Raw genomic sequence first — 23,309 nt, forward strand, 5'->3', positions numbered from 1 at the left:
TGGTACACATGACCGAGTCCAACCGCGCGCCCGCCGCGCCCCTTACCCCCGTGAAGCAAGCGTTGCTGAAGATCGACGCGCTGCAACGCGAACTGGCCGACGCGCGCAGCGCGATGAACGAACCGATCGCCATCGTCGGCATGGGCTGCCGGCTGCCCGGCGGCGCGGATTCCGCCGACGCGCTCTGGTCGATGCTCGCGGACGGGACCGACGCCGTCGGCCCCGTGCCGTCCGACCGATGGACCGATGCGATCTACGATCCGCGGCCGGGCCGGCGCGATACCAGCTACAGCCGGCATGGCGGGTTCATCGACGACGTCGATCGTTTCGATGCGGGATTCTTCGGCGTGTCGGAGCGCGAGGCGCCGCACATCGATCCGCAGCAGCGGCTACTGCTCGAATGTACGTGGCGTGCACTCGAAGATGCCGGCTTTTCGCGAGAAACGATCGCGTCGTACCGAACCGGCGTGTTCGTCGGTTCGTCGGTCGACGACTACGCGCGCGTCAGCGAAGGCGTAGCAGCCGACACGCTCAGCTATGCGCAGACCTCGCTCGGTACCGCGCGGCCCTTCGCGGCCGGACGCATTTCCTACCTGTTCGGATTTCATGGCCCGGCGTTGCATCTCGACACCGCGTGCTCGTCGTCGCTCGTCGCCGTCCATTTGGCTTGCCATAGCCTGCGTACCCGCGAGTCCGATGTCGCATTCGCGGGCGGTGTCAACCTGATGCTGTCGCCGGAGATGACGATCGCGCTGAGCGAGCTTCAGGCGCTGTCGCCGAGCGGCCGCTGCCGGACGTTCGACGCGGCCGCCGACGGCTACGTGCGCGGGGAAGGCTGCGGCGTCGTCGCGCTGATGCGGCTGTCCGATGCGCGGGCGCAGGGCAGGCCGATCCGGGCGGTGATCCGCGGCTCCGCCGTCAATCACGACGGGCGCAGCAACGGGATGACGGCGCCGAACGGCCGCGCGCAACGCGACGTGATCCGCGAGGCGCTCGAGCACGCCGGCGTGTCGCCGGCCGACGTCGACTACGTCGAGGCGCACGGCACCGGTACGCCGCTCGGCGATCCGATCGAGCTGCGTGCGCTCGAGGACGTGTACTGCCGCGACACGAATCGCACCGGCGACCTGTACGTCGGCAGCATCAAGACGAATATCGGGCACCTCGAATCGGCCGCCGCGGTCGCCGGGCTGATGAAGGTCGTGTGCGCGCTGCAGAAGGGCGAACTGCCGCGGCACCTGCATTTCGATACGCCGACCACGCACGTCGACTGGCATGCGAACGGCATTCGCGTGCCGACCGAGCATGCGGCGTGGCCGTCGTCCCGACCGGGCCGGCGCGTGGCGGCGATCAGCTCGTTCGGCATGAGCGGCACGAACGCACACCTGATCGTCGAGGCATGGCAGGAGGCGCGCGCGGCGGAACCCGACGCGGACGTCGCGCTGGCCGGTCACGCGCGTCACGACATCTGGCCGTTGTCCGCCCACACGGCGCCGATGTTGAAGCAGGCGATCGAAGACTGCGCGGCGCACGTGCGGGCAGACGCGTCGCTGGCGCCCGACGCGGTCGCCCGCGCGCTGCGTCTCGCGCGCGACAGCCATCGCCATCGCGTGGCGATCGTCGCGGATGCTCGCGACACGCTGCTCGATGCGCTGTCGGACGCGGCGCGGGCCCTAACGGTCCGGAGCGGGCAGCCCGGCGGCGTTCGCGATCGGCTTGCGTTCCTGTTTACCGGACAGGGCGCGCAGCGCGCCGGAATGGCTCGACAGCTCTATCGGGATTTCGCGCCGTTTCGCGATGTATTCGACGCATGCGACAGCCATATCGAGGCGCAAGGGGAACTGTCGCTCGTCGACGTGCTGTGGGGCGACCATCAGGACCGGATAAACGAAACGCGTTACACGCAACCGGCGATGTTCGCGCTCGAGGTCGCGCTCGCGCGCTTGTGGATGCACTGGGGCGTCGTGCCCGATGTCGTGATGGGCCACAGCATCGGCGAGTACGCGGCTGCGTGCATCGCCGGCGTGTTCTCGATCGAGGACGGCTGCCGCCTCGTGACGGCGCGTGGGCGTTTGATGGATACGCTCACCGCGCCGGGCCGTGCGCTCGCCGTGTTCGCGAGCGTGCGTCAGGTGGCCGATGCCGTGCGCGACTACCCCGGACGGGTCGCCATCGCGGCGGACAACGCACCGGAGAGCGTGCTGGTGTCCGGCGACCCGGACGCGATCGAGTCGATCGAGCAACTGTTCGCGTCGCGCGGCATCGCGACGAAGGCGCTGGCGGTATCGCGCGCATTCCATTCGCCGCTGATGGAGCCGATGCTCGCCGAATTCGGCGCCGTCGCCGCGACCGTGCGGTATCGCGCGCCCGCGATTCCGATCGTGTCCAACGTGACGGGTCGGTTCGAGGGCGAACGCCTGTGCGATCCCGCGTACTGGGTCGAGCACGTGCGGGCCACGGTGGCCTTCCGTGCGGGTGTCGACACCCTGCTCGACGACAAGGTGACGACGGTCGTCGAGATCGGGCCTGGCAAGACGCTTTCGAGCCTCGTCACCGCATGCGCGGCGGAGCGGGCGGACAACGCACCGGAGAGCGTGCTGGTGTCCGGCGACCCGGACGCGATCGAGTCGATCGAGCAACTGTTCGCGTCGCGCGGCATCGCGACGAAGGCGCTGGCGGTATCGCGCGCATTCCATTCGCCGCTGATGGAGCCGATGCTCGCCGAATTCGGCGCCGTCGCCGCGACCGTGCGGTATCGCGCGCCCGCGATTCCGATCGTGTCCAACGTGACGGGTCGGTTCGAGGGCGAACGCCTGTGCGATCCCGCGTACTGGGTCGAGCACGTGCGGGCCACGGTGGCCTTCCGTGCGGGTGTCGACACCCTGCTCGACGACAAGGTGACGACGGTCGTCGAGATCGGGCCTGGCAAGACGCTTTCGAGCCTCGTCACCGCATGCGCGGCGGAGCGGGCGGATCGTGGCAACGTGATGGCGCTGCCGTCGATGAACCATGACGGGCGCGAGACCGAGCAGTTGTTGCGTGCGTTGGCACATGTCTATATGTGTGGCCGGCGCGTCGACTGGCATGCATACGAGCGCTCCCGAACCGGTGCGCCGATGCGGCAAGCCGCGCGCCGCGGAGTGCTGCCGCCGTATCCGCTCGAGGCACACCGCTACTGGGTGAATGCGCGGGAGCCGGCGCAGCGGGCGAACGTGCTGACGAGCGCGGCCGGCGCGCGGCGGACCGCCGGTCGCGGCGTGCTGGGCCGGCGTCTCGCGATTCCGGCATCGGACCACCTTCGCTACGAGAGCGAGGTATCCGATCGGCATCTGCCGTTTCTGCGCGGACACCGCGTGCACGGGCAACTCGTTTTCCCGGCGGCAGGGTTCGTCGAGGCGCTGCTCGACGCCGGATCGCGGCGCGATGGCGGCGATGCCGAACCGATGGCCGGCCGCTGGCTGGTCGCGCGTGACGTGTCGTTCGATAACGCGCTCACGCTGGAGCCCGGCCACGCGGTGACGTTCGGCACGGTCGTGCACGCAGGTGATACTCCGCAGCCGGGCGAAGCAGGCGCGCGGATCGACATTTACGCCTGTCACGACACGGCCGCTTCGGAACCCGAATGGACGTTGCAATGCGCCGCGCAGATCGGGACGACGCACGGCGTTCCCGACGTGCCGGCACTTGACGCATGGCGCGCGCAATGCGGCGACGCGTTGCCTGTCGACGGTTTCTACGCGCGCTTGCAGGCCACCGGCCTCGAATATGGCGGCGCATTTCGCTCGATTCGCGCGCTGTCGCGGGACGGCGACGTGGCGCTGGCCCGAATCGAAATGGAGCCGGACGGCGCGGACGACCTCGTCCGCATCGTTCATCCGGCGCTGCTCGACAACGCGTTTCAGACCGTCGCGGGCGCGCTCTGGGATGCGGAACTGAACACCGCCTTCGTGCCGATCGGCATCGAGCGGATCGCTTGCATGCCGATGCCCGGCGTGCGGGCGGTGTGGTGCGCGGTGCGTGCGCGGGTGAAGCGCAGCCTCGCCACCGCGGATCTCTGGTTGTACGACGACGCGGGCAACTGCGTCGCCGTCGTCTCCGGACTGCGGCTGATGGCCGTCGATCCGCGCCGATTTCAGCGGGCTGCGGAGCCTGTCGCGCTGAATACGCTCGTCTGGCGGCCGTTTGCGGCGGCCGAACATGAAGGGGACGACGCGCACGCGAACTTCGTGCTGATCGGCAGCGGTTCCGCACTGGACGCGATGCTGGCGCGCGCATGTGAAGACGCTGGCAACGCGTGTGCCATCGCGGCGCTGCCGGTGGACGACCGGTTCGACGACGATGCAGGTGCCCGGCGCATTCGTGCCGCGCTCGACGACGACGCACTCGCCGGCCCGAATGCACGACCGACCGTGCTGCTCTACGTGTGGCCGTCGATGGACGATGCGGGATCCGAAGACGAACTCGCCGCGGTCGGCGCAGCTTACCGGCGCTTCGCGAACATCTGGCGCGAAGTGCAGTCGGCCCGCTGGCCGCAGGGCACGCCGACCGTCTGCATCGTGACCCAGGCGGCGCAGCGCGTGCCCGGCATCGACGTGCGCGTGTCGCCGTTTCAGGCGGCCGCCTGGGGCGTCGCCCGCAGCCTCATGCACGAGAGCGGCGACATTCCGGTGTGTGTGGTCGATCTGCCGTCACCGGATGCGGTGTCTTGCGCGAGCGCGCTGACCGCACTGGCGGGCGCCGCGGCGACCGGCGAGACGCAGTTCGTGTCGCATGGCGACACCGTATACGTCCCGCGGCTCGTCGCACGCGACGCCGGCGCGGCGCAACCGCTTGCGCACGGTGCCTATCTGGTGACGGGCGGGCGCGGTGCAATCGGCACGCGGGTGATCGAGCAACTGATCCGGAAAGGCGTGCCGAAGATCGTGTCCGCCAGCCGCCAGGTGCCGGCCGACAGCGAACGCGCGCGGCTTGCATCGATCGCCGATGCGCACGGCACGATCGTCGAATTCGTGGCGGCCGACGTCGCGTCGGCCGCCGACGTCGACGCGCTCGTCCATGCGCTCGAGGCGGATTCCGCGCATCCGCTCGTGGGCGTCCTGCATGCGGCGGGCACGCTTGACGACGGCCTGCTCGCGACCCAGCCGATGACCGACGTAGTGAAGGTGCTCGCGCCGAAGGTCGCCGGAACGTTGAATCTGCATCGTGCGACCGCGCATCTGCCGCTGCGGCACTTCGTGTCGTTTTCGTCGATCGTGGCCTGCATCGGCTCCCCGGGGCAATGCGCCTATGCCGCCGCGAACGCCTACGTGGACGCGCTGACGGCCTTGCGCCACCAGGACGGCCTGCCCGGGCACACGATGAACTGGGGCCTGTGGGGCGGCAACGGGATGGTCGATCAGCTCGACGCGCGGCAACTGCGCCGCATCGCATCGTTCGGTCTCAAGCCGCTCGAGCCGGACGTCGCACTGCGCGTGTTCGACACGCTGGCCGCCGAACCGGACGGGCAGACGCAGATCTGGAACGTGGACGTCGATACGCTGATCACGCGCGGCCCGAGCCGGGCGATGGGCGCACTGTTGTCGGAACTCGTGCCGCCGACGCCGCCGGCGCATCGCCCGGCCGGCACCGGCCCTGGCTTGCGCGAGCGCATCGCGGGGTTGCCGGACGGAGAGCGCATGCAATTGCTGCGCGGACATCTCACCGACGCAATCGCCGCGACCCTGCATACGTCGAGCGAGCGGATCGCGCCGGATATCCCGCTGATCGAACTCGGGCTCGATTCGCTGATGGCCGCGGAATTCCGCAATGCATTGCGTAGCGAGCTGGGCGTCGATGTTCCGTTCGGGCGATTGCTCGAAGGCGCGACGCTCGACGACGTCGTGCGCACGATCATGGCGACGCTCGACCGCGGCGAGTCGCGGGCCCTCGACGGAACACCGCCATCGCGCGCCGCGGACCGGATCGACGTGGTGTCGGGAGAAGCGACGTTCGGCGTCGAAATGGAAGGAGGAGAGCTGTGAGCTCGATCGAATTCATCAACGAACTGGCGGGGCGCGGCATCGAGCTCTGGGCCCAGGACGGCAAGTTGCAATACAAGGCGCCGAAGGGCGCGGTGACACCTTCGCTCGTCGACGAGCTGAAGACCCACAAGGCGACACTCATCGCGCTGCTCGAGCAATTCGCGGGAACGGCGGGCACCTACCCGCTCTCGTTCGCGCAGAAATCGCTCTGGTCGCTGCATCAGCTCAATCCCGACAGTGCGGCGTACAACGTGACGTACGCGACGCGCATCGACGACGACGTCGACCTGTCCGTGCTGCGTCGCTGTGTCGACTATCTGATCGCACGCCACCCGATCCTGCGCACCGCGTACCGCGTGATCGATGGCGAGCCGCGCCAGCAGGTCGGGTCGCAAGCGCGCGCCCGGTTCTCGGTCGATCGCGTGTTCGCGGCCGACGAAGCCGCCATCCGCCGGTGGATCGACGAAGAGTCGAATCGCCCGTTCGACCTGACGCAATCGCCGATCCGGCTCAAGCTGCTGCTGAACGAGCACGACGGCGCCGACGCGATTCGCGTGGTGCTGCTGTTGAACGTCCACCACATCGCCGCCGATTTCTGGTCGCTCGAGATCCTGCTCAACGAGCTTCGCACGCTCTACCGTCTTGCCCGCGCGGGCGAACCGCTGAAATTGCCGCCTCTGCCGGTGCAATACAAGGATTGCGTCGAACACGAGCGCGCCCGGCTCGACGGCGCGGACGGCGAGCATCTCGCGGCGTTCTGGCGGCGCGAGCTGGCACACGGGTTTCCGGCATTGAGCCTGGCGACCGACCGGTTGCGCCCGCCGCGCAAAACCGAGCATGGCCGCGTGTACGACCGGTCGCTCGGCGCGACGCTATCGCATCGGGTGCGCGACACGGCCAGGTTGCTGCGCGTGACCCCGTACATGCTGCTGCTCGCGGTCTATCAATTGCATCTTCACCTTCATACCGGGCAGGCGCGCTTGATGATCGGCGCACCGACTTCCGGGCGCAATGCGCCGGGCAGCGAGAGCGTGGTCGGCCATTTCGTGAACACGGTCGTGCTCGCGTGCGAAGTCCGACCGGACGACACATTCGACGATCTGCTGCGGCGCACGCGCGAGATGATGCTGCGCGTGCTCGATCACCAGGATTATCCGTTTCCGTTGCTGGTCGACGCACTGCGTCCCGCGCGCGATCCGAGCCGGTCGCCGATCTACCAGGTGATGTACAACTGGAACCAGGCTCGCGGCGATTTCGCCGCCGAAGGCGAGGATGGCGTGCCGTTCTATCGTGAGCGTCTCGCCGCATCGAGCACCGGTACGCGCGGCGCGACACACGACCTGACGCTCAACGTACAGGATCTCGGCGACGAATATCTGACCGCCTGGACGTTCAATACGGATCTGTTCGACGACGAAACGATCGAGCGATTCGCGAGCCAGTATGCGCATCTCGTCGAGCAGGTGGTGGCTGACACCAGCCGTTCTCTGCACCAATACACGCTCGCGACCGCACCGATCGACGATGCGCGAAACCGCATTGCCGCGGCCGACGCATTCGTGCGCCGCGCGCCCCATGTCGAATCCGAGATGCCGCAGGATGCCTCGCGCGTGGTCTGGCAATTCGACCATCGCGCGATCGGCGACGGCGAGGTGCGCGATGCGATTCGTGCCGTCCGTGCGCAACTGGATGCCCTCGGAATCGGCGCCGGAAAACGTGTCGAACTCCGACTGCGAAGTGTCGCCGAGCGCGCGGTCGCGTTGCTCGCGATCCGCGCCGTGGGCGCATGCTATACGGTGTCGGGCGACACGGCCGACGCAGTGTGCCGCGGTCGTAGCGACGGGTGGTCCGGCTGGGAGATCGACGCGATCGAAGTGGTGCGTGCGCGCGATGCCGCCGCGCGTGCCGACGGCGTTGCCGCAGGCAACGCGTCGGCGGTCGAGCCGATGCTCGACTATGTCGGTCAATTGCTCCATCTCGACGCCAACGCAACGACGCTCGTTCCGCACGGCGCGCATGACGGGCTGTCGGCAGCGGCGCTGGCCCAGGTCGTACTCGTTGGCGGCACGGCTCGACTGTCCGGGCAGGCCGCCATCGGTGCGCTCGCTTCCGGCGACCCCGCGATCGCGAACAGCGCGTACGCGGCGCTCGACCGGTTGCTCGCGGACGGCCCGTCGCTCCTCGTGCCGTCGCTTCTGTTGCAACGTGCCGATGTCGCTGGCATGGGGCGGGCACGCGCGCTCGTCGCGTACGGCGAGCATCCGCAACCGTTGAAGTCGTTCGCCGCCGCCAACCGGATAGCCGCAGCGGCGTACTTCGTTCCGGTGCAGCACTCGGACACCGGTTCGGCGCTGTGTGCGTTCGCGGCCGGGCCGGACGGCTGGCAATTGCTGGCGCCGTCGTATCCGGGGCGCGTTGCGTTCGCGCTCGGATCGTCCGGAAGTTTCGCCGACGATCGTCAGGCCGGAAAACTGCATTTCTTCGACGGCGCGTCGATCCGCGCATCGGGTGCGGGGGCGCCGCTCGAAACCGCGCGCCCGGACACGACGCTGATACCCACCGGCGTGTCGGTCGTCCGCCGTGGCGGCGACCTGCTGTGCGCCGATCCTTCGTCGCGGGTCGCGCTTCACCGGCCCGTGCCGATCGAGATCGGCACGGTCGAGCAGGCCATCTCCGCGATTCCCGGCGTGGCCGCCGTCGCCTGTGCGTGCGTCGTTCGGGACACGCAGGAAATGCTGGTCGCCTATCTCGTCGCGGACGATGGCCGCGCGGATGCGCATGCACTCGAACACGCGGTTCGTTCGGCATTGAAGCATGCGCTGCAGGACTCGATGCACCCCGACGCGATCATGGTGCTCGACCGGCTGCCGCTCGACGCGGGCGGCGCACTCGACGCAGGCGGGCTTCCGCTGCCTCGCGCAAGCGAGCGGGCCGACCGTGGCGCGTCGACCGACACCGAACGCAAACTCGCCGCGATCTGGGCCGATGTCCTCGGCCAGCCGTCCGTCGGCGTCGATCAGGATTTCTTCGAACTGGGCGGCGATTCGATTCTGGCCGCGGTCATCGTGTCGCGGGCCGCGCTCGACGGCATGTATTTGAAGCCGCAGGACATCTTCCTGCATACGACCGTGGCGAGCCTGTCGACGGTGGTGCGCGAGACGCCGGGTCTCGATGTCGATCAGGGGCCGGTGCAGGGCGAGACCGTGCTCGGTCCGGCGGCGCAATGGTTCGTCGAGCGCGTCGACGTCGATCGTTCGCACTTCAACCAGGCGCTGCTCGTTCCGCTCGGCGAGACGCCCGACGCGAACGTCATGGCCGAGGCGATTCGCGTCGTCATGCGCCATCACGACGTGTTGCGTTCACGGTTCGTCGCGCACGGCGACGGAATGCGGCACGTGTTCGCCGGCGACGGCGACGCCGTCGATTTTGCGATCGTCCCGTGTATCGACTCGGCCGGCCGGCATTGCGAACGCATGTGGCGCGGCGCGATCGACGCCGCGCAGGGCAGCCTCGACCTCGAGGGCGGCCGGCTCATCGCGGTCAGGTGGCTCGAGAGCACGAGCGTGTCGAGCAGCCGGCTGTTGATCGTCGTCCATCACATGGCGATCGACGGCGTGTCGTGGAGCATCCTGCTGCAGGATCTGGCGGACTGCTATCTGCGATTGCGTGCCCGCACGGCCGCGGCGTTGCCGTTGAAGACGAGTTCCGTGAAGGCTTGGGTCGACCAGTGGCTTGCGCTGGCGCAGGGCGACGCGCTCGACGACGATCGCCTCTACTGGCGCAACGTGAACGCACAGGTGCGCGATGTGCTGGGCGGGCCGAAGCGGGTGGCGCTGATGCGTCACGGGCTGACCTCGATCGTTCAGCATGCTTATCAGGAATCGTCGCTCAGTTGCGCGATCACGCTCGACGCGGATCTGACGCACGCGTTTCGAACCACGGCGCCGCGTGCCTATGGCACCGATGCAAACGATCTGCTCATCGCCGCATTGCACGCGGGGTTCCACGCATGGAGCGGCAGCGACGCGTTGCTGGTGGACGTCGAGGGGCATGGCCGGGACGCGCTCGGCGACGCGATCGACCTGAGCCGCACGGTCGGCTGGTTCACGTCGATCTATCCGGTGTTGATCGACACGCCGGCTAACGCGTCGGATCCGTCGGCGCTCGTCAAGTCGGTCAAGGCCCGACTGCGCGAGGTGCCGCGAAAGGGCGCGAGCTATGGCGTGCTGCGCTATCTCGACACGAAGCCGCAGGCCGGCGCCGATGCGCTGACGTCGTTTCCGCGCGCACCGATCCTGTTTACCTATCTCGGTCAACTGGAGCAATTGTCGGGGCCGTCGTCGCCGCTGTACGGCGGGCCGCCCGAACCGGCGCCGGGTATCCGCAGCCCGCGCCAGCGGCGCACGCACCTGCTGGACGTCGTCGCATACGTGTCGCGCGGCAGGCTGACCGTCGAGTCGAGCTTCTTCGGGGTGCCGGGCGTCGACGAAAGCATCGGCTGCCTGATGTGCCGCGTCGAAGAGGCGTTGACGATGCTGATTCGCCATTGCAGCGCCGACGGGGTGGGCGGTCTGACACCCGACGACGTTCCTCAACTCGATGTCGACCAGGACGCGCTCGACGCGCTGCTGGAAGAAATCGACGCACTCGAGCGCTGAACGCGGCGGCGCGCGATACCGCGCGTTCGTCGAGCATGACCGCACCAGGAATCCAGGATGACCCGAAACGTCGATACGATTTACCCGCTCACGCCTCTGCAGCGAGGCATGCTTCACCATTCGCGACTCGATCCGGCCTCCGGCATCTACGTCGAGCAATTTTCCTGCGTGTTGCATGGTCCGCTGGACCTCGAGCGATTCCGCGGCGCGTGGGAAGCGGTCGTGCATCGCCACGACACACTCAAGACGCTGTTCATTCGCCTGCACGAAGAGAATCCGTTGCAGGTCGTCCGGCATACGGTCGGATTGCCGTTCGAGGTGATCGACTGGCGCGGTCGCGCGGCCGGCGAGCAAGCCGATCGATTCGAGCACCTGCTGGCGAGCGACCGCGCACGCGGCTTCGATTTCAGCGTCGCGCCGCTGATGCGCGTCACGCTGATCCAGCTCGGTCACGAGCGGCATCGGTTCCTCTGGACCTATCACCACGCGATCCTCGACGGCTGGTCGATGCCGTTGCTGCTCGGCGAGGTGTTTCAACGTTATTCCCGCCCGGACGCGCCGCTTCCTGCCATCGCGCGGGACTATCGCGACTACGTTGCGTGGCTGCGCACGCGCCATGGCGACAGTTCGCTCGACTATTGGCGCGATCTGTTGCGCGGCTATCGCAGGCCGGCAGGATTCGCGCCGTCGGTATGCCCTTCGCCGGCGAACGATGCCGCAAGCGGCGCCGACACGCGCCGCACGCTATCGGTTCGGGCCGACACGATGCCGGCCGGATGGATGGAGGCGGCCGGCCGCGCATGCCGCGCCGCCCGGGTGACGCTCAACACGCTTTGCCAGGGTGCGTGGGCGATGCTGCTTGCGCGCTACGGCGGTTGCAACGACGTCGTCGGCGGCATCGTCGTATCGGGGCGTGCCGCGGAGGTGGACGGCATCGAACGCATGGTCGGCCTGTTCATCAACACGCTGCCGTGGCGCGCGACGCTCGACGGCGAACTCGATACGGCCGACTGGTTGCGGCGCTTGCAAGCCGACACGCAGCGGCTGGAACAGCATGCGCCCAGCGCACTCACGGACGTCTTGAAATGCAGCGAAGTGCCGCGCCAGCAATCGCTGTTCGATACGCTTTACGTATTCGAGAACTATCCGGGCCGGGATGCGTTCGACCGGCTCGCGGCGAGTTGCGGGTGGCGGATCGACGAGCCGCGTGCCGTCGAGGAAACGAGTTATGCACTGGCGCTGGTCGTATTGCCGACGGATACGCTGACGTTTCAGTTGACCTACGACACGGCCCGCTTCGACGCGGCATTCATTGAACGCATGGCTTCGCAATACCGCGGACTCCTCGAAGTCCTGATCGACGCGACGCCGCGAAAAGTATGCGATCTCGTGCTCGATGCGCGATCGTCGACGGGTGCCGGCGGCGCGCCCGACGCATCCGCACACGCATCGATCGGCGACGCGACGTTGTCCGCGCATATCGCCGCGCAGGCCGCTCGCACGCCGGATCGGATCGCCTTTTCCCGACCGGACGGGCGCGAGTCGCCGGGTGACGCGCACGGCGTCACCTATGGAACGATTGCCGATCGCGTGCAGCGTGCCGTGCGTCAATGGCGACGTTTCGGCTATCGGCCGGGCGAGCGCGTGCTGATTGCATGCGATGACCCCGTGTCGGGGCTGGTGTTGCTGCTGTCCGGACTGACGTATGGCGTCGATTGCGTGATGACCGACCCGAATCTGCCGTCGTCCGCGTTCGATGCGATCGTCGATGGCGGTTGGTCGCCGGAACCGCTGCGAAGCTGCGTGACGACCGCGCAGCATACGCCGTTGACCGGCGTCATGTGTTACGTATTCGACGAGCAGGATCCGATGTACGGGCAAATCGACGGTACGCTCGACGATCGGTCGGATCCGGTGCAGGGCGCCTGCTCGCTGCTGCGGCGCGATATCGATGGCGATTGGCATGTCATGCGCTATACGCACGCCCAGCTTGTCGAAGCCGCGCGCGCGTTCGGCGCGACGTTACCGGCCGGTGCGTCGCGGGATGTTGCGCTCGGCGACGGGCCGCTGTCGCATACGGCGTTGTGGACGGTACTGGGCGCACTGAGCGCCGGGCTGTCGTTGCACCAGATCGCGAGCGCCGGCGATCCCGCGTTTGTGCGGCGGGCGGCGTCTGCGGACGCGCACTGGCACGGTATCGTCCTCAGCCCGGAAGCGACGCGTCATATCGTCCGCGCTTCCTCGATGCTGTCGGCCGGCGCGCTTCGCACCGACTGGATCATGGTCGATGCACGCTCGTTGACGCGTGAGGACGCCGCGCGGCTCGTCGAACTCGCACCCGGCGCGAAACGCTTGCGACGATTGTGCTGGCCTGCGTGGTCGCTCCCGCATGCGGTGTCGTCGGCCGATGGATTCGATCGCGTCGAATCGGGCGTGGTATCGGCAAAATCGGCCAATGAATCCGTGTTCGTGGCCGACACCCATCTGAACCCGGCGGGTGGGGACGCGCTCGGTACGCTCGTCGTGTCGGGGCATTCGGTGCCCGATCTGATGCTGCGTAACGGCAAGCCGGACCGGGACAGCCTGACCGTCACGCGCAACGGGCCGTGGTTGCGCACGACGCTGGACGCGTGGCACACGGAGCATGGCTGTCATACGTGGCTGCCCGACCGGAATGCGGGTTCCGACGAGACGACGGTGGACTGGCTCGATTTCGAGGCCGACGTTGCGCGGCAGGCGGGTGTCGATGAGGTCGCGCTCGTGGAGCGGATCGCCGAAAGCGGGCAATGGGACTATGCGCTGTTCCATCGGGACGCGACGGCCGACGCCGCGGATATCGTGCGCCGGCTGGCCGGGCTGCGCGGCGTGCCGGCACTGTCCGCCGGCGCAATCGTCGCGCTCGCGGCGCTGCCGCGTTCCGCGAAAGGCAGGATCGACCGCGTCCGGCTGCTGTCCGGTGACGTCGAGGTTCGCCAGCATGATCGCCAGGCGGCGCCTCGCGACCTGGTGGAAACGGCGATCCACGACATCTGGTGCGTGTTGCTCAAGCAGCCGCGCATCGGCATTCACGACAATTACTTCGATCTCGGCGGGGATTCGCTGCAAGCGACCGTGATGCTGTATCAGATCGGCGAACGGCTTCAGCAGCCGATCGACATGGAAACGCTGCTGGCCGCCCCGACGATCGCCGGCCTGGCCGCCAGCATCGCGAATGGCGATGTGCGTCGCGATACGCCGGCCGTCGATTTGCAGGATGAAGCGCGACTCGACCCGACGATCGAGACACGGGAACCGTATGCGTGGCGCCCGTATCGCACGGTGTTGCTCACGGGCGCGACCGGATTCCTCGGCGTGCACCTGCTTCATACGCTGCTCGAGACGACCGACGCGCGCGTGATGTGCGTGGTTCGCGCCGACGATCCGGCGGCCGGCGTACGGCGCATCGAGGCCGCGATGCAGTCGCATGGCTTGTGGGACGCGCGGCGCCGCGATCGGATCGTTGCCGTGCCGGGCGATCTTGGCGAACCGAACCTGGGCTTGTCGGCGGCTGCATTCGACGCGCTCGCACGTGGAATCGATGCGATCTACCACAACGGCGCGCTGGTCAACTTCGTTTATCCGTACGCGACGCTGAAGCAGGTCAACGTGCTGGCGACGCAGGACATCGTCAGGCTGGCGAGCCTGCATCGCGTGACGCCGATTCACTACGTGTCCACGGTCGGCACGCTGAACCGTTATTCCGATGCGTTGCCCGAAACGCTCGCGGTGCCGTTCCACGAACACCTGACGAGCGGCTATGAACAGAGCAAATGGGTCGCCGAGCAGTTGCTCGCCCAGGCGCACGCGCGCGGCGTTCCCGTCACGGTCTATCGTCCGGCGCGGATCGTCGGGCATGCGGTGAGCGGGCGGATGAACCTGGACGATCTGTTCTGTCGATTGATCAAGGGCATCATCCTGTTTGGAAAGGCGCCGCGCGACGTGGGGTTCGACAACATCCTGCCGGTCGACGTCGTCAGCCGGATCATCGTACGTGCGTCGCTCGACCCGACTGCCGCGGGGCATGGCGTGCATGTGGTCAACCCGCGCTGGAACTCGCTGGACGCGCTGGTCGATTTCATCGAAGACGAAGGCTTCGCGATCGAACGGACGAGCTACGACGCGTGGCTCGCGGCATTGGCGGAACATGTCCGGCAGGACCCGGCGCATCCGCTTTCGATGCTGATTCCGGTACTCAAGAAATTGAACCCCGTTGCGGATCCGACGGTCGGGCGCATTCTTCCGATCGACGTCACCCAACTGAAGCGGCTTGCGGGTGATGTGCTCGCATCGAATCTGCGTCCAGCCAACGACTGGTTGCGCACGTTCTTCGATTACTTCTACGAAGACGGTTTTCTCGAGCAGCCGCATGAAAGGCTGGTCACCGCATGAGGGGCGGTTCGCCAATCGGACCGAGCGCGAGACGATGATCTGAAGTTGGCACCATCGGGTCGCAAAGACCGATCTCGTCGAATCGTCGATGCCGGGAAGGCGGGGTCGCCGCCGTCCCGGTTCCCGCATTGCCCGATAGCGATGCGTTGCCGTGCTGCAAGTCGAGCGGCGGGCGAGCCGGCATCGAAACGGTATCTGCCGACCGTGTTCGCGGGTCACGTGCGGTTGAAGCACCGGGCTTCGACGGTGCGCATGCGCAGGGTCGCCCGGCGGCAGCGCTTCCGTCGGTGAGAAAGTGCCTCCAACGAACATCACCGAAGCGCCGCGCTCGATCAGTCCCGGATCGACGGGTGACTCCTGCCCAATGCCCGCACGCCATGCTTAAATAGCAGGGCTCCCGACAGCCGGCCGCCACGATCGCAGCGCCGGTCGGCACGGGCCAGCATGTCCGATCGACACCGTGACGACAGACGATACGAAAGTGCCGTTCCGGCCCGCCCGGCGCGGTCCGATAGCATTCCAAGGCATCCCGTCATGACCATTCGCGCGATCGGACGATCGCGCGGCCATCATTTCGTGCGCTGCCCGTTCTTCAGCGGCGCGGTATCGCTGTCGCTCGCTCGTGCTGCGGCACAATGTCGGTTCGCATCGGTATCGTGTGCTTCCCCGCCATCCGGACCGACGGAGAACGCATGTCGTTACCCGCTTTCAGGTACCATCCCGACCCGCTTGCAGCGGGCAGCATGATCAGCTCCGGCGCGTGTCGCCGGTGCGGCGGCGAGTCCGGCGGCTACCGGTCCGGCGCTTGACGGCCCGGCCCGTGTGAGCGGCGTTGCCCGTTCGCCATGAAACAGAGGAACCTTCGTGAAGTTCATCCACGCGGCAGACATTCACCTTGACAGTCCGTTGCACGGCCTGAGCGCGTATCCCGACGCGCCGGCCGCGCAGTTGCGCAACGCGTCGCGCGAGGCATTGCGGCAACTCGTGGATCGTGCGATCGAAGAGGAAGTCGCGTTTCTCGTGATCGCGGGCGACCTGTACGACGGCGACTGGAAGGATCACAACACGGGCATCTTCTTCGGCCAGCAGATGGGCCGCCTGCGCAAGGCCGGCATCCGCGCGTTCGTCTTAGGCGGCAACCACGATGCCGAAAGCGAGATGACGAAGAAGCTGACGCTGCCCGACAACGTCACCGTGTTCGGCCACCGCAAGCCGGAAACCGTCAGGCTGCCGGAATTCGACGTCGCGCTGCACGGGCAGAGCTTCAAGGACAAGGCCGTCGTCGACAATCTCGCGATCGGCTACCCGGACCCGGTGCCCGGGCACTACAACATCGGCGTGCTGCACACGGCGCTCGAAGGCTACGCGGCGCACGCGAACTATGCGCCGTGCACGCTGGCCGAACTGCACGCGAAAGGCTACGACTACTGGGCGCTCGGCCACGTGCACGAATTCCAGCAATGGACGGGCCCGTCCACCGTCGTGTTTCCCGGCAACCTGCAGGGGCGTCATATCCGCGAGACGGGCCGGCGCGGCGCGGTGCTCGTGACGGTCGAGCAAGGCAGGACGCAGGTCGAACGCCTGTATCTCGACGTGCTGCGCTGGGAAGCCGTGTCGGTCGATGCGTCCGATTGCCAGTCGGTGGCCGATCTGTCGCGAAAGATCGGCCAGTCGCTGGAGGCGCTGTTGACCGTCGACGGCCACGTGCCGCGCGCGGTGCGCGTCACCGTCACCGGGCGCACGCCCGCGCACGGCCTCTTTTTCGGCCGCGCGCCGCAGTTGCGTGCGGAGGTGCTGAACCAGATCGGCATCATCGGCAACGAGCGGCTGTGGCTCGAGAAGGTCCGGCTCGCGACGTCCGCTGCCGATCGTCAGCCGGGCGAAAGCGAACCGCTCGAAGCGCTGGAGGACCTGAAGCAGATCCTGGCCGATGCCGCGCACGATCCCGATTTCCTCGCGCTGCTCGAACGCGACCTGAAGCCGTTCGTCGGCAAGGTCCGCAGCGACGTGAAGGAGGACGTGCCGTTGCTGACGATGGCGCGCGCGGGCCAGCTGACGGCGCTGGTCGAGCAGGTCGGGCCCGCGTTGCTCGCGCGGCTGGCGAGGGGGGAGTAAGCGATGCGCATCAGCCAGCTCGATCTGATCAAGTACGGCAAGTTCACCGACGAAACGCTGCGGTTCCCGTCGGCCGGCGAGGATTTCCATGTGATCGTCGGGCCGAACGAGGCCGGCAAGTCGACGATTCGCACGGCCGTGTCCGAGTTGCTGTTCGGGATGAAGCTCCAGACGCCGCTCGATTTCCTGCACAGCACGCCCGAATTGCGGATCGGCGGCGTGCTGGAGAGCGCCACGGGTGAACTCGCGTTCCACCGTGCGCGCGGGCGCAGTCCGTTGCGCACGCCCGCCGACGACAAGCTGCCCGACGACTATCTGGCGGCCGTCCTGGATGGCGCGACGCGCGAATTCTTCGAGCAGATGTTCGGGCTCGATCACGGGCGGCTGGTGGATGGCGGCCGTAGCATTCTCGACGCATCGGACAAGCTCGGCCAGGTGCTGTTCGAATCGGCTGCCGGGGTCGGCAGCCTCGGGCCGGTGCGCGAGGAGCTCGATGCGCGCGCGCTCGAATTGTGGGCGCCGCGTCGCAGCGGCAGCGCGTTTGCGCTGGCCGAAACGGCGTTCAACGAAGCGGTGGCCGAACTGAAGACGGTCCAGGTGCGCACGCGCGACTGGGTCGATCGCAAGGACGCGCGCGAAGCGGTCGAGCAGCAGATCGAGCAGGCGCGCGCGGAACAGCGCCGGCTCGAAGCGCTGCGCTCGAAGCTCGAACGCGTGCGGCGGCTCGCGCCGTATCTGAAGGAGCTGACGGTCAAGGACGCGGCGCTGGCGGAACTGGGTGCGGTCGTCGAGTTGCCGCCGACCGCGTATGCGGATCTGCTGAAGGCGCAGGGCGATCTCGCGGCCGAGCAGAAGGTGCTCGAAGAGCGGCGTGCCGATCTGCTCGCGAAGCGGCAGGCGCGCGATGCGATTGTCGCGGACGCCGACACGCTGGCGCTCGAAGCCGATATCGAAGCGCTCGATCGGCTGCGCGGCGCGTGCATGAATCACGCGCAGGATCTGCTGCTGCTCGGCGCGGACGTCGAACGGCATCTGTCCGCCGCGTCGTCGGCGGCCGCGCAGCTCGGCTGGCCGACGGACGAGGCGTCGCTGCGCGCCGCGTTGCCGACGGCGCTGTCGCTGAAGACGGTCGCGAACCTGCTGCGCGAACATGGCGCGCTGCATCAGGCGCTTGTCGGCGCGCGCGAATCGCTCGGCGAACGCACGCGCGAACTGGCGCAGGTCCGCGAACAACAGGCGCGCCTGTCGACCGTCGACGTGCCGGAAGCGTTGCGCGCGGCGCTGGCCGATGCCCAGGGTTTTCGCAATAGCGGCCCGCGCGAGCAGGCGCTCGCGCACGACATCGCGGCGGCCGAACGCACGCTGTCCGGCGCGCTCGATGCGCTCGGCCCATGGCGCATGCCGGTCGACGCGCTGCATGCGCTCGACGTGCCGTCGGCGGCACGGCTCGCCGCGCTGCTCAAGGAAGACAGCGAATGCGCGAGCGCGGCCGCTGCCGCGCGCGACGCGCGGGACGGTGCGCTCGAAGAGCTCGAGCGGCTTGAATTGCAGGAAAAGCATTTCGCGGAGAACCACAAGGTCGTCACGACCGCCGACGTGCTGGCGGCGCGCGCGCGTCGCGACGGCGCGTGGGGCGACGTCCGCAGCGGCGCCGTCGATCTCGCGACGGGCGCGCCGGCGGTCGACGACGCGATGCGTCTCGCCGACGAACTCGTCGATGCGCAGCTCGGCGCGACGCAGGCCGCGGCGACGCTGCAGTCGCTGCGTCAGCAGGTCGAATCCGCGCGGGCGGGCGTGGCGCGCCGGCAGGCGGCGCTGGAGGAACGCGAGCGCGAACTGGCCGCGCATCGCGATGCGTGGGCCGCGCTCGCGACGGCGGCCGCGGTGCCCGGCATGCCGCTGGCGGCGATGGGCGACTGGCTCGCGAAGCGCGACGCGGTGTTCGCCGCGCAGGCCGATCTCGATCGTCAGCGCCGCGAACTCGATGCGATGCGTGCTGCCCGCGCCGGCGCGGAAACCGCGCTGCGTGTAGCGCTGCTGACGGTCTCGCGAGGCGGCGAGTCGGACGGGCTGGCCGCGCTCGTCGCCGTCGCCGAGACGTTCGTCCAGTCGGCCGAGAAAGCGGCCGCACGGAAGGACAGCCTCGACGATCGCGCGCGGGAAGCCGAACGCGGGTGCGCGACCGCGCAGTCGCGGGCCGACCACGCGCAGGCGGCTTACGACGCGTGGCAGGCGCAATGGCGCGACGCGCTGGCCGACGCGAAACTGTCCGCGAGCGCAGCGACGCTGGCCGCGGCGGAAGGGGCGCTCGGGCTCGCGAACACGGTGACGGCCGAACTGGCCGATGCCGACGCGCCGCGCAACCGGATCGCCGCGATCCGCGCGGAGCTGGCCGCGCTCGAGGCCGGTGCGCGACGGCTTGCCGAAGCGCTCGCGCCGGAATGGCTGGCGAGCGGCGACTGGCCGGACGTGGCGCGCCGGCTGACGATGCGCCTCGCGGCCGCGAGGGAAGTCGCGCGGGCGATCGATCGAGCCGACGAGGCCGTGCGGCAGGCCGACGCCAAGGTCGCGGACGCGGCTGCCGCGGTGGCGGGCGCCGATGCGCGTATCCAGCCGCTGCTGCAACTGGCCGGCGTCGCGTCGATCGACGCGGCGCTGCCGTTGGCCGAGCGCTCGGATCGGCAGCGCCAGCTTCGGCAGGCGGTCGATGCCGCGCATGAAGCGCTGGTGCGCGACGGCGACGGGCTGTCCCGGTCCGCCGTCGAGGCCGAGGTGGCGGAACAGGACATCGCCGACGTGCCCGCGCATCTCGAAGCGGCGAAGCAGTCGCTGGGCGATGTCGGCAAGCGGCTGAACGAGCTGGCGCAGCAACAGGTCGTGGCCGACCAGGCGTTCGGCGCGATCGACGGCCAGGCGAACGCGGCGGTTGCCGAGTCGAAGCGGCAGGAAGCGCTGGCGGCGATGGGCGACGCGGCCGAACAGTATCTGGAGGCAGCCACGGCGAGCCGCTTGCTGAAGTGGGCGACGGATCGCTATCGCGACCAGAAGCAGGGGCCGATGCTCCGGCGTGCGGGCGAGATTTTCGCCGGGCTCACGCTGGGCGAATTCGCGAAGCTGACCGTCGATACCGAACGGACGCCGCCCGCGCTGTATGCGCGGCGCACGAGGGGAACGTCGGTCGAGGTCGCGGGGCTGAGCGAAGGGACGCGCGATCAGTTGTTCCTCGCGCTGCGGATCGCGGCGCTGGAGTTGCAGCTCGGCAGCCGCACCGCATTGCCGTTCGTCGCCGACGACCTGTTCATCAATTTCGACGATGCGCGCGCGAAGGCGGGGCTCGACGCGCTGCGCGATCTGTCGACGCGCACCCAGGTGCTGTTCCTGACGCACCACGATCACCTGCTGCCGCTCGTGAGGGACGTGTTCGGCGCGCGGGTCAACGTGGTCGAGTTGCAGCGTGCGCCGGCCGGCGTATGACGCGGAGCGGGCCGGGATGCCGGCCCGCGGGAAGGGGCATCGCGTACAGGTAGTATGAGCAGTTCGGAAACGGATGCGGCCGGTTCGGCGGTCGCGGGTCTGGCCACACGAGGGGGGAATATGAAGAAGCTGGTAGCCGCGATTGCGTTCGCGGCGGACAAGCATCGCAATCAGCGGCGCAAGGACGAAGAGGCGTCGCCGTACATCAATCATCCGATCGCGCTCGCCGATGTGCTCGCCAACGAGGCCGGCGTCGAGGACGAACGCGTGATCGTCGCGGCGGTGTTGCACGACACGGTCGAGGATACGGAGACGACCGAGCAGGAGTTGCTGCGGCTGTTCGGCAAGGACGTGGCGGACATCGTGATGGAAGTCACGGACGACAAGTCGCTGCCGAAGGACGAGCGCAAGCGTCTGCAGGTCGAGCACGCGGCCACCATCAGCCGGCGCGCGAAGCTCGTGAAGCTGGCCGACAAGATCTGCAACCTGCGCGACATCGCCCGGCATCCGCCCGCGGACTGGCCGCTCGAACGCAAGCAGGCGTACTTCGACTGGGCGAAGTCGGTCGTCGATCCGATGCGCGGCGTTCATCCCGGTCTCGAGGCGATCTTCGACACCGCGTACGCCGCGCGGCCGGCGGACTGACGCACGCGCATGCGATCGGCCCGATCCGTCGCGCGGCAAGCGGCTGCCGTGGCGGGCGTCGACGTCGGCGGCGACAGGAAGCTGTGCGATCTCGTGATCCTGCGTGGGTCGACGGTCGTCTGCCGGGAGGCGCGGGTCGCGCCCGAGTCGGTGCCCGCCTTATGTCTTGCTCATGACGTTGTCGCCGTCGGCGTCGCCGCGCCGAGCCTGTGGTGGACGGGGAGCGGCCGCCGCGCGGCCGAACAGGCGCTCGCGCGTGAACGGATCTCGTGTTTCCCGACGCCGTCGCGGGAGCAAGCCGTCGCGAGCACGTCGGGCTTCTTCGACTGGATGTTCATGGGGGAGCTCGTCTACCGTGCGCTCGCGGACGCCTATCCGTTGCTGACCGACGCGTGCTACACGGGCGGACGCGTGAGCTTCGAAACCTATCCGTATGCGATTACTTGCGCGATGCTGGGCAAGGCCGTGGCGTCGGCAAAGCAGAAGCGCAACCAGCGCCGGCACTTGCTGGAGCGACTGGGCATCGACGTATCGACGCTGCGTTCCGTCGATGCGCGCGACGCGACGCTGTGTGCGTTGACCGCGCAATACGTGATCGACGGGAACGCGCATGCGTACGGCGATGCGGCGGGCGGATACATCCGTGTGCCGGTGATGAGCGAGACGATCGCGCTCGATTCGCCGTAGGAGCGGCGTGCTGCTCCGCGCGGGATGGCGGCCGCAGCGGCGTTTCGTGGGGGAATGCGGCAGGCCCGGCGACGGGCAGGTCAGCTAGCGACTGTCGGCGGGCGTGGCGCGACGCATCTACATCGCGCGATTTCGGGTCAGTCCGCTCAATCCTCGAGGATGGATTTCGGCACGCTGGACAGGTCGCAGGCTTGCGCGTGTTCGAAGTAGCTGTCCGCATCGTCGATCATCACGACCGCGACGTCGATCAGCTCGTCCAGCCGTTGGAGCAGCGATTCGCGCCACTCGATGTCTTCGTCGCGCTCGGGCGTCTTGTCCAGCTGCTCGATGATCGAGTCGGCCGTTTGCAGGAACGGAATGGCCTGCTGATAGTTTTCGATCGAGACCAGCGCCGCATTGCGTGCGCCGACGAGCCGCTCGCGATGCCTATCCGCCAGTTCGGATTCGCCGCTGATGCGCGGCAACAGGTCCGAGATGCGTTGCAGAAGCGGCGGCACCTGTTCTTCCAGCAGGATCGCGCGCTCGCGCAGTGCCGCGTATTCGTCGCGAAGGTCGCTGTCGCCGGATTGAGTCGTGCTGTCCATCGTCAATATGAGTGCGTGGTTCGGTCGCGGCATGATACTCGACCGCGCCAGTTTCCTTGCCTGTTCCGTGTCCCTTATATAGAAGGAAAGGGCGCCTTCGTCATATCTTTGAAAGGCGGCGTGCGTCGGGTTTCACGGCCCGTCGAGCCCGAAGCCCCCGTGCGCGTGAGCGCACGGAGGCTTTTTCAAACTTTCTTCACAAAGGGCTTGCGCGGATGGGGGCGGGTGCTTAGAATCACGCCTCTTTCGCGCTAACGCAAACGCGGCGCGAGAGGAAGGGAAGCGGTGCTGTCGGGTTCGGGAAGTAGCGAACCTTGGCAGCGCAGGAGGTTGAGCCCCGCAGTCGCAACGAAGTCGTGTAGAAAGATGTTGACGAGCTGCGAAACACGGTTCATAATCTCGCTTCTCTGCTGCTGAAAACGCAGCGCTGCTGAGGGGTTCAAGATTCCTCGCAGAAATGCTCTTTAAAAATTAACAGCCGATAAGTGTGGGCGCTTGATGGCAGCGAGCTGATCCTCGGATCAGATAGCAAAAGTATCAAGAGTCTCACACTAAAGTAAGTCAGGTTTATGAAGTGATTCATATTCCTGTCAGCTTTGAGTGAGCGACCGGTTCTTAACCGAACCGAAAACAGTAACAGGTTTGAACTGAAGAGTTTGATCCTGGCTCAGATTGGATCGTGGCAACGTGATGGCGCT

The 23,309-nt window shown here is 67.8% G+C and carries 8 protein-coding genes; 7 read left to right on the top strand and 1 reads right to left on the bottom strand.

All coding sequences use genetic code 11. The features are described from left to right. Window positions 1–8: 8 nt before the first annotated feature. The 7 genes from AC3IFE_RS24975 to AC3IFE_RS25005 all read left to right on the top strand — a co-directional run bounded on the left by AC3IFE_RS24975 (window position 9) and on the right by AC3IFE_RS25005 (window position 22,027). Complete coding sequence (locus tag AC3IFE_RS24975; protein WP_489192670.1) at window positions 9–6,020, top strand: type I polyketide synthase; 6,012 nt, start codon at window positions 9–11, stop codon at window positions 6,018–6,020. After that, window positions 6,017–10,678 carry a condensation domain-containing protein gene (locus AC3IFE_RS24980; protein WP_489192672.1) on the top strand — a complete coding sequence of 1,554 codons (4,662 nt, stop codon included), beginning with the start codon at window positions 6,017–6,019 and terminating at the stop codon, window positions 10,676–10,678. The genes AC3IFE_RS24975 and AC3IFE_RS24980 overlap by 4 nt, the downstream gene beginning before the upstream one ends. Window positions 10,679–10,735: 57 nt before the next feature. After that, entirely contained in the window at window positions 10,736–15,106 is a 4,371-nt protein-coding gene (locus tag AC3IFE_RS24985; protein WP_489192674.1) for a thioester reductase domain-containing protein, read from the top strand. An 864-nt stretch (window positions 15,107–15,970) separates the two neighbouring features. Continuing rightward, window positions 15,971–17,221 carry a metallophosphoesterase family protein gene (locus tag AC3IFE_RS24990; RefSeq protein WP_089470974.1) on the top strand — a complete coding sequence of 417 codons (1,251 nt, stop codon included), beginning with the start codon at window positions 15,971–15,973 and terminating at the stop codon, window positions 17,219–17,221. 3 nt (window positions 17,222–17,224) lie between these two features. Continuing rightward, window positions 17,225–20,695 (top strand): ATP-binding protein, encoded by a 3,471-nt coding sequence (locus AC3IFE_RS24995; RefSeq protein ID WP_489192676.1) that lies wholly within the window; start codon window positions 17,225–17,227, stop codon window positions 20,693–20,695. A 120-nt stretch (window positions 20,696–20,815) separates the two neighbouring features. After that, complete coding sequence (locus AC3IFE_RS25000) at window positions 20,816–21,340, top strand: HD domain-containing protein (RefSeq protein WP_027786250.1); 525 nt, start codon at window positions 20,816–20,818, stop codon at window positions 21,338–21,340. A gap of 9 nt (window positions 21,341–21,349) precedes the next feature. Continuing rightward, window positions 21,350–22,027 carry a DUF429 domain-containing protein gene (locus AC3IFE_RS25005; protein ID WP_489192679.1) on the top strand — a complete coding sequence of 226 codons (678 nt, stop codon included), beginning with the start codon at window positions 21,350–21,352 and terminating at the stop codon, window positions 22,025–22,027. Between the two features lie 146 nt (window positions 22,028–22,173). On the opposite strand, the gene AC3IFE_RS25010 is transcribed toward AC3IFE_RS25005, so the two are convergent. Next, entirely contained in the window at window positions 22,174–22,611 is a 438-nt protein-coding gene (locus AC3IFE_RS25010; RefSeq protein WP_256979792.1) for an ATPase, read from the bottom strand. Window positions 22,612–23,309: the final 698 nt, after the last annotated feature.

This window comes from Burkholderia sp. APQ4-4ca (assembly GCF_057837105.1).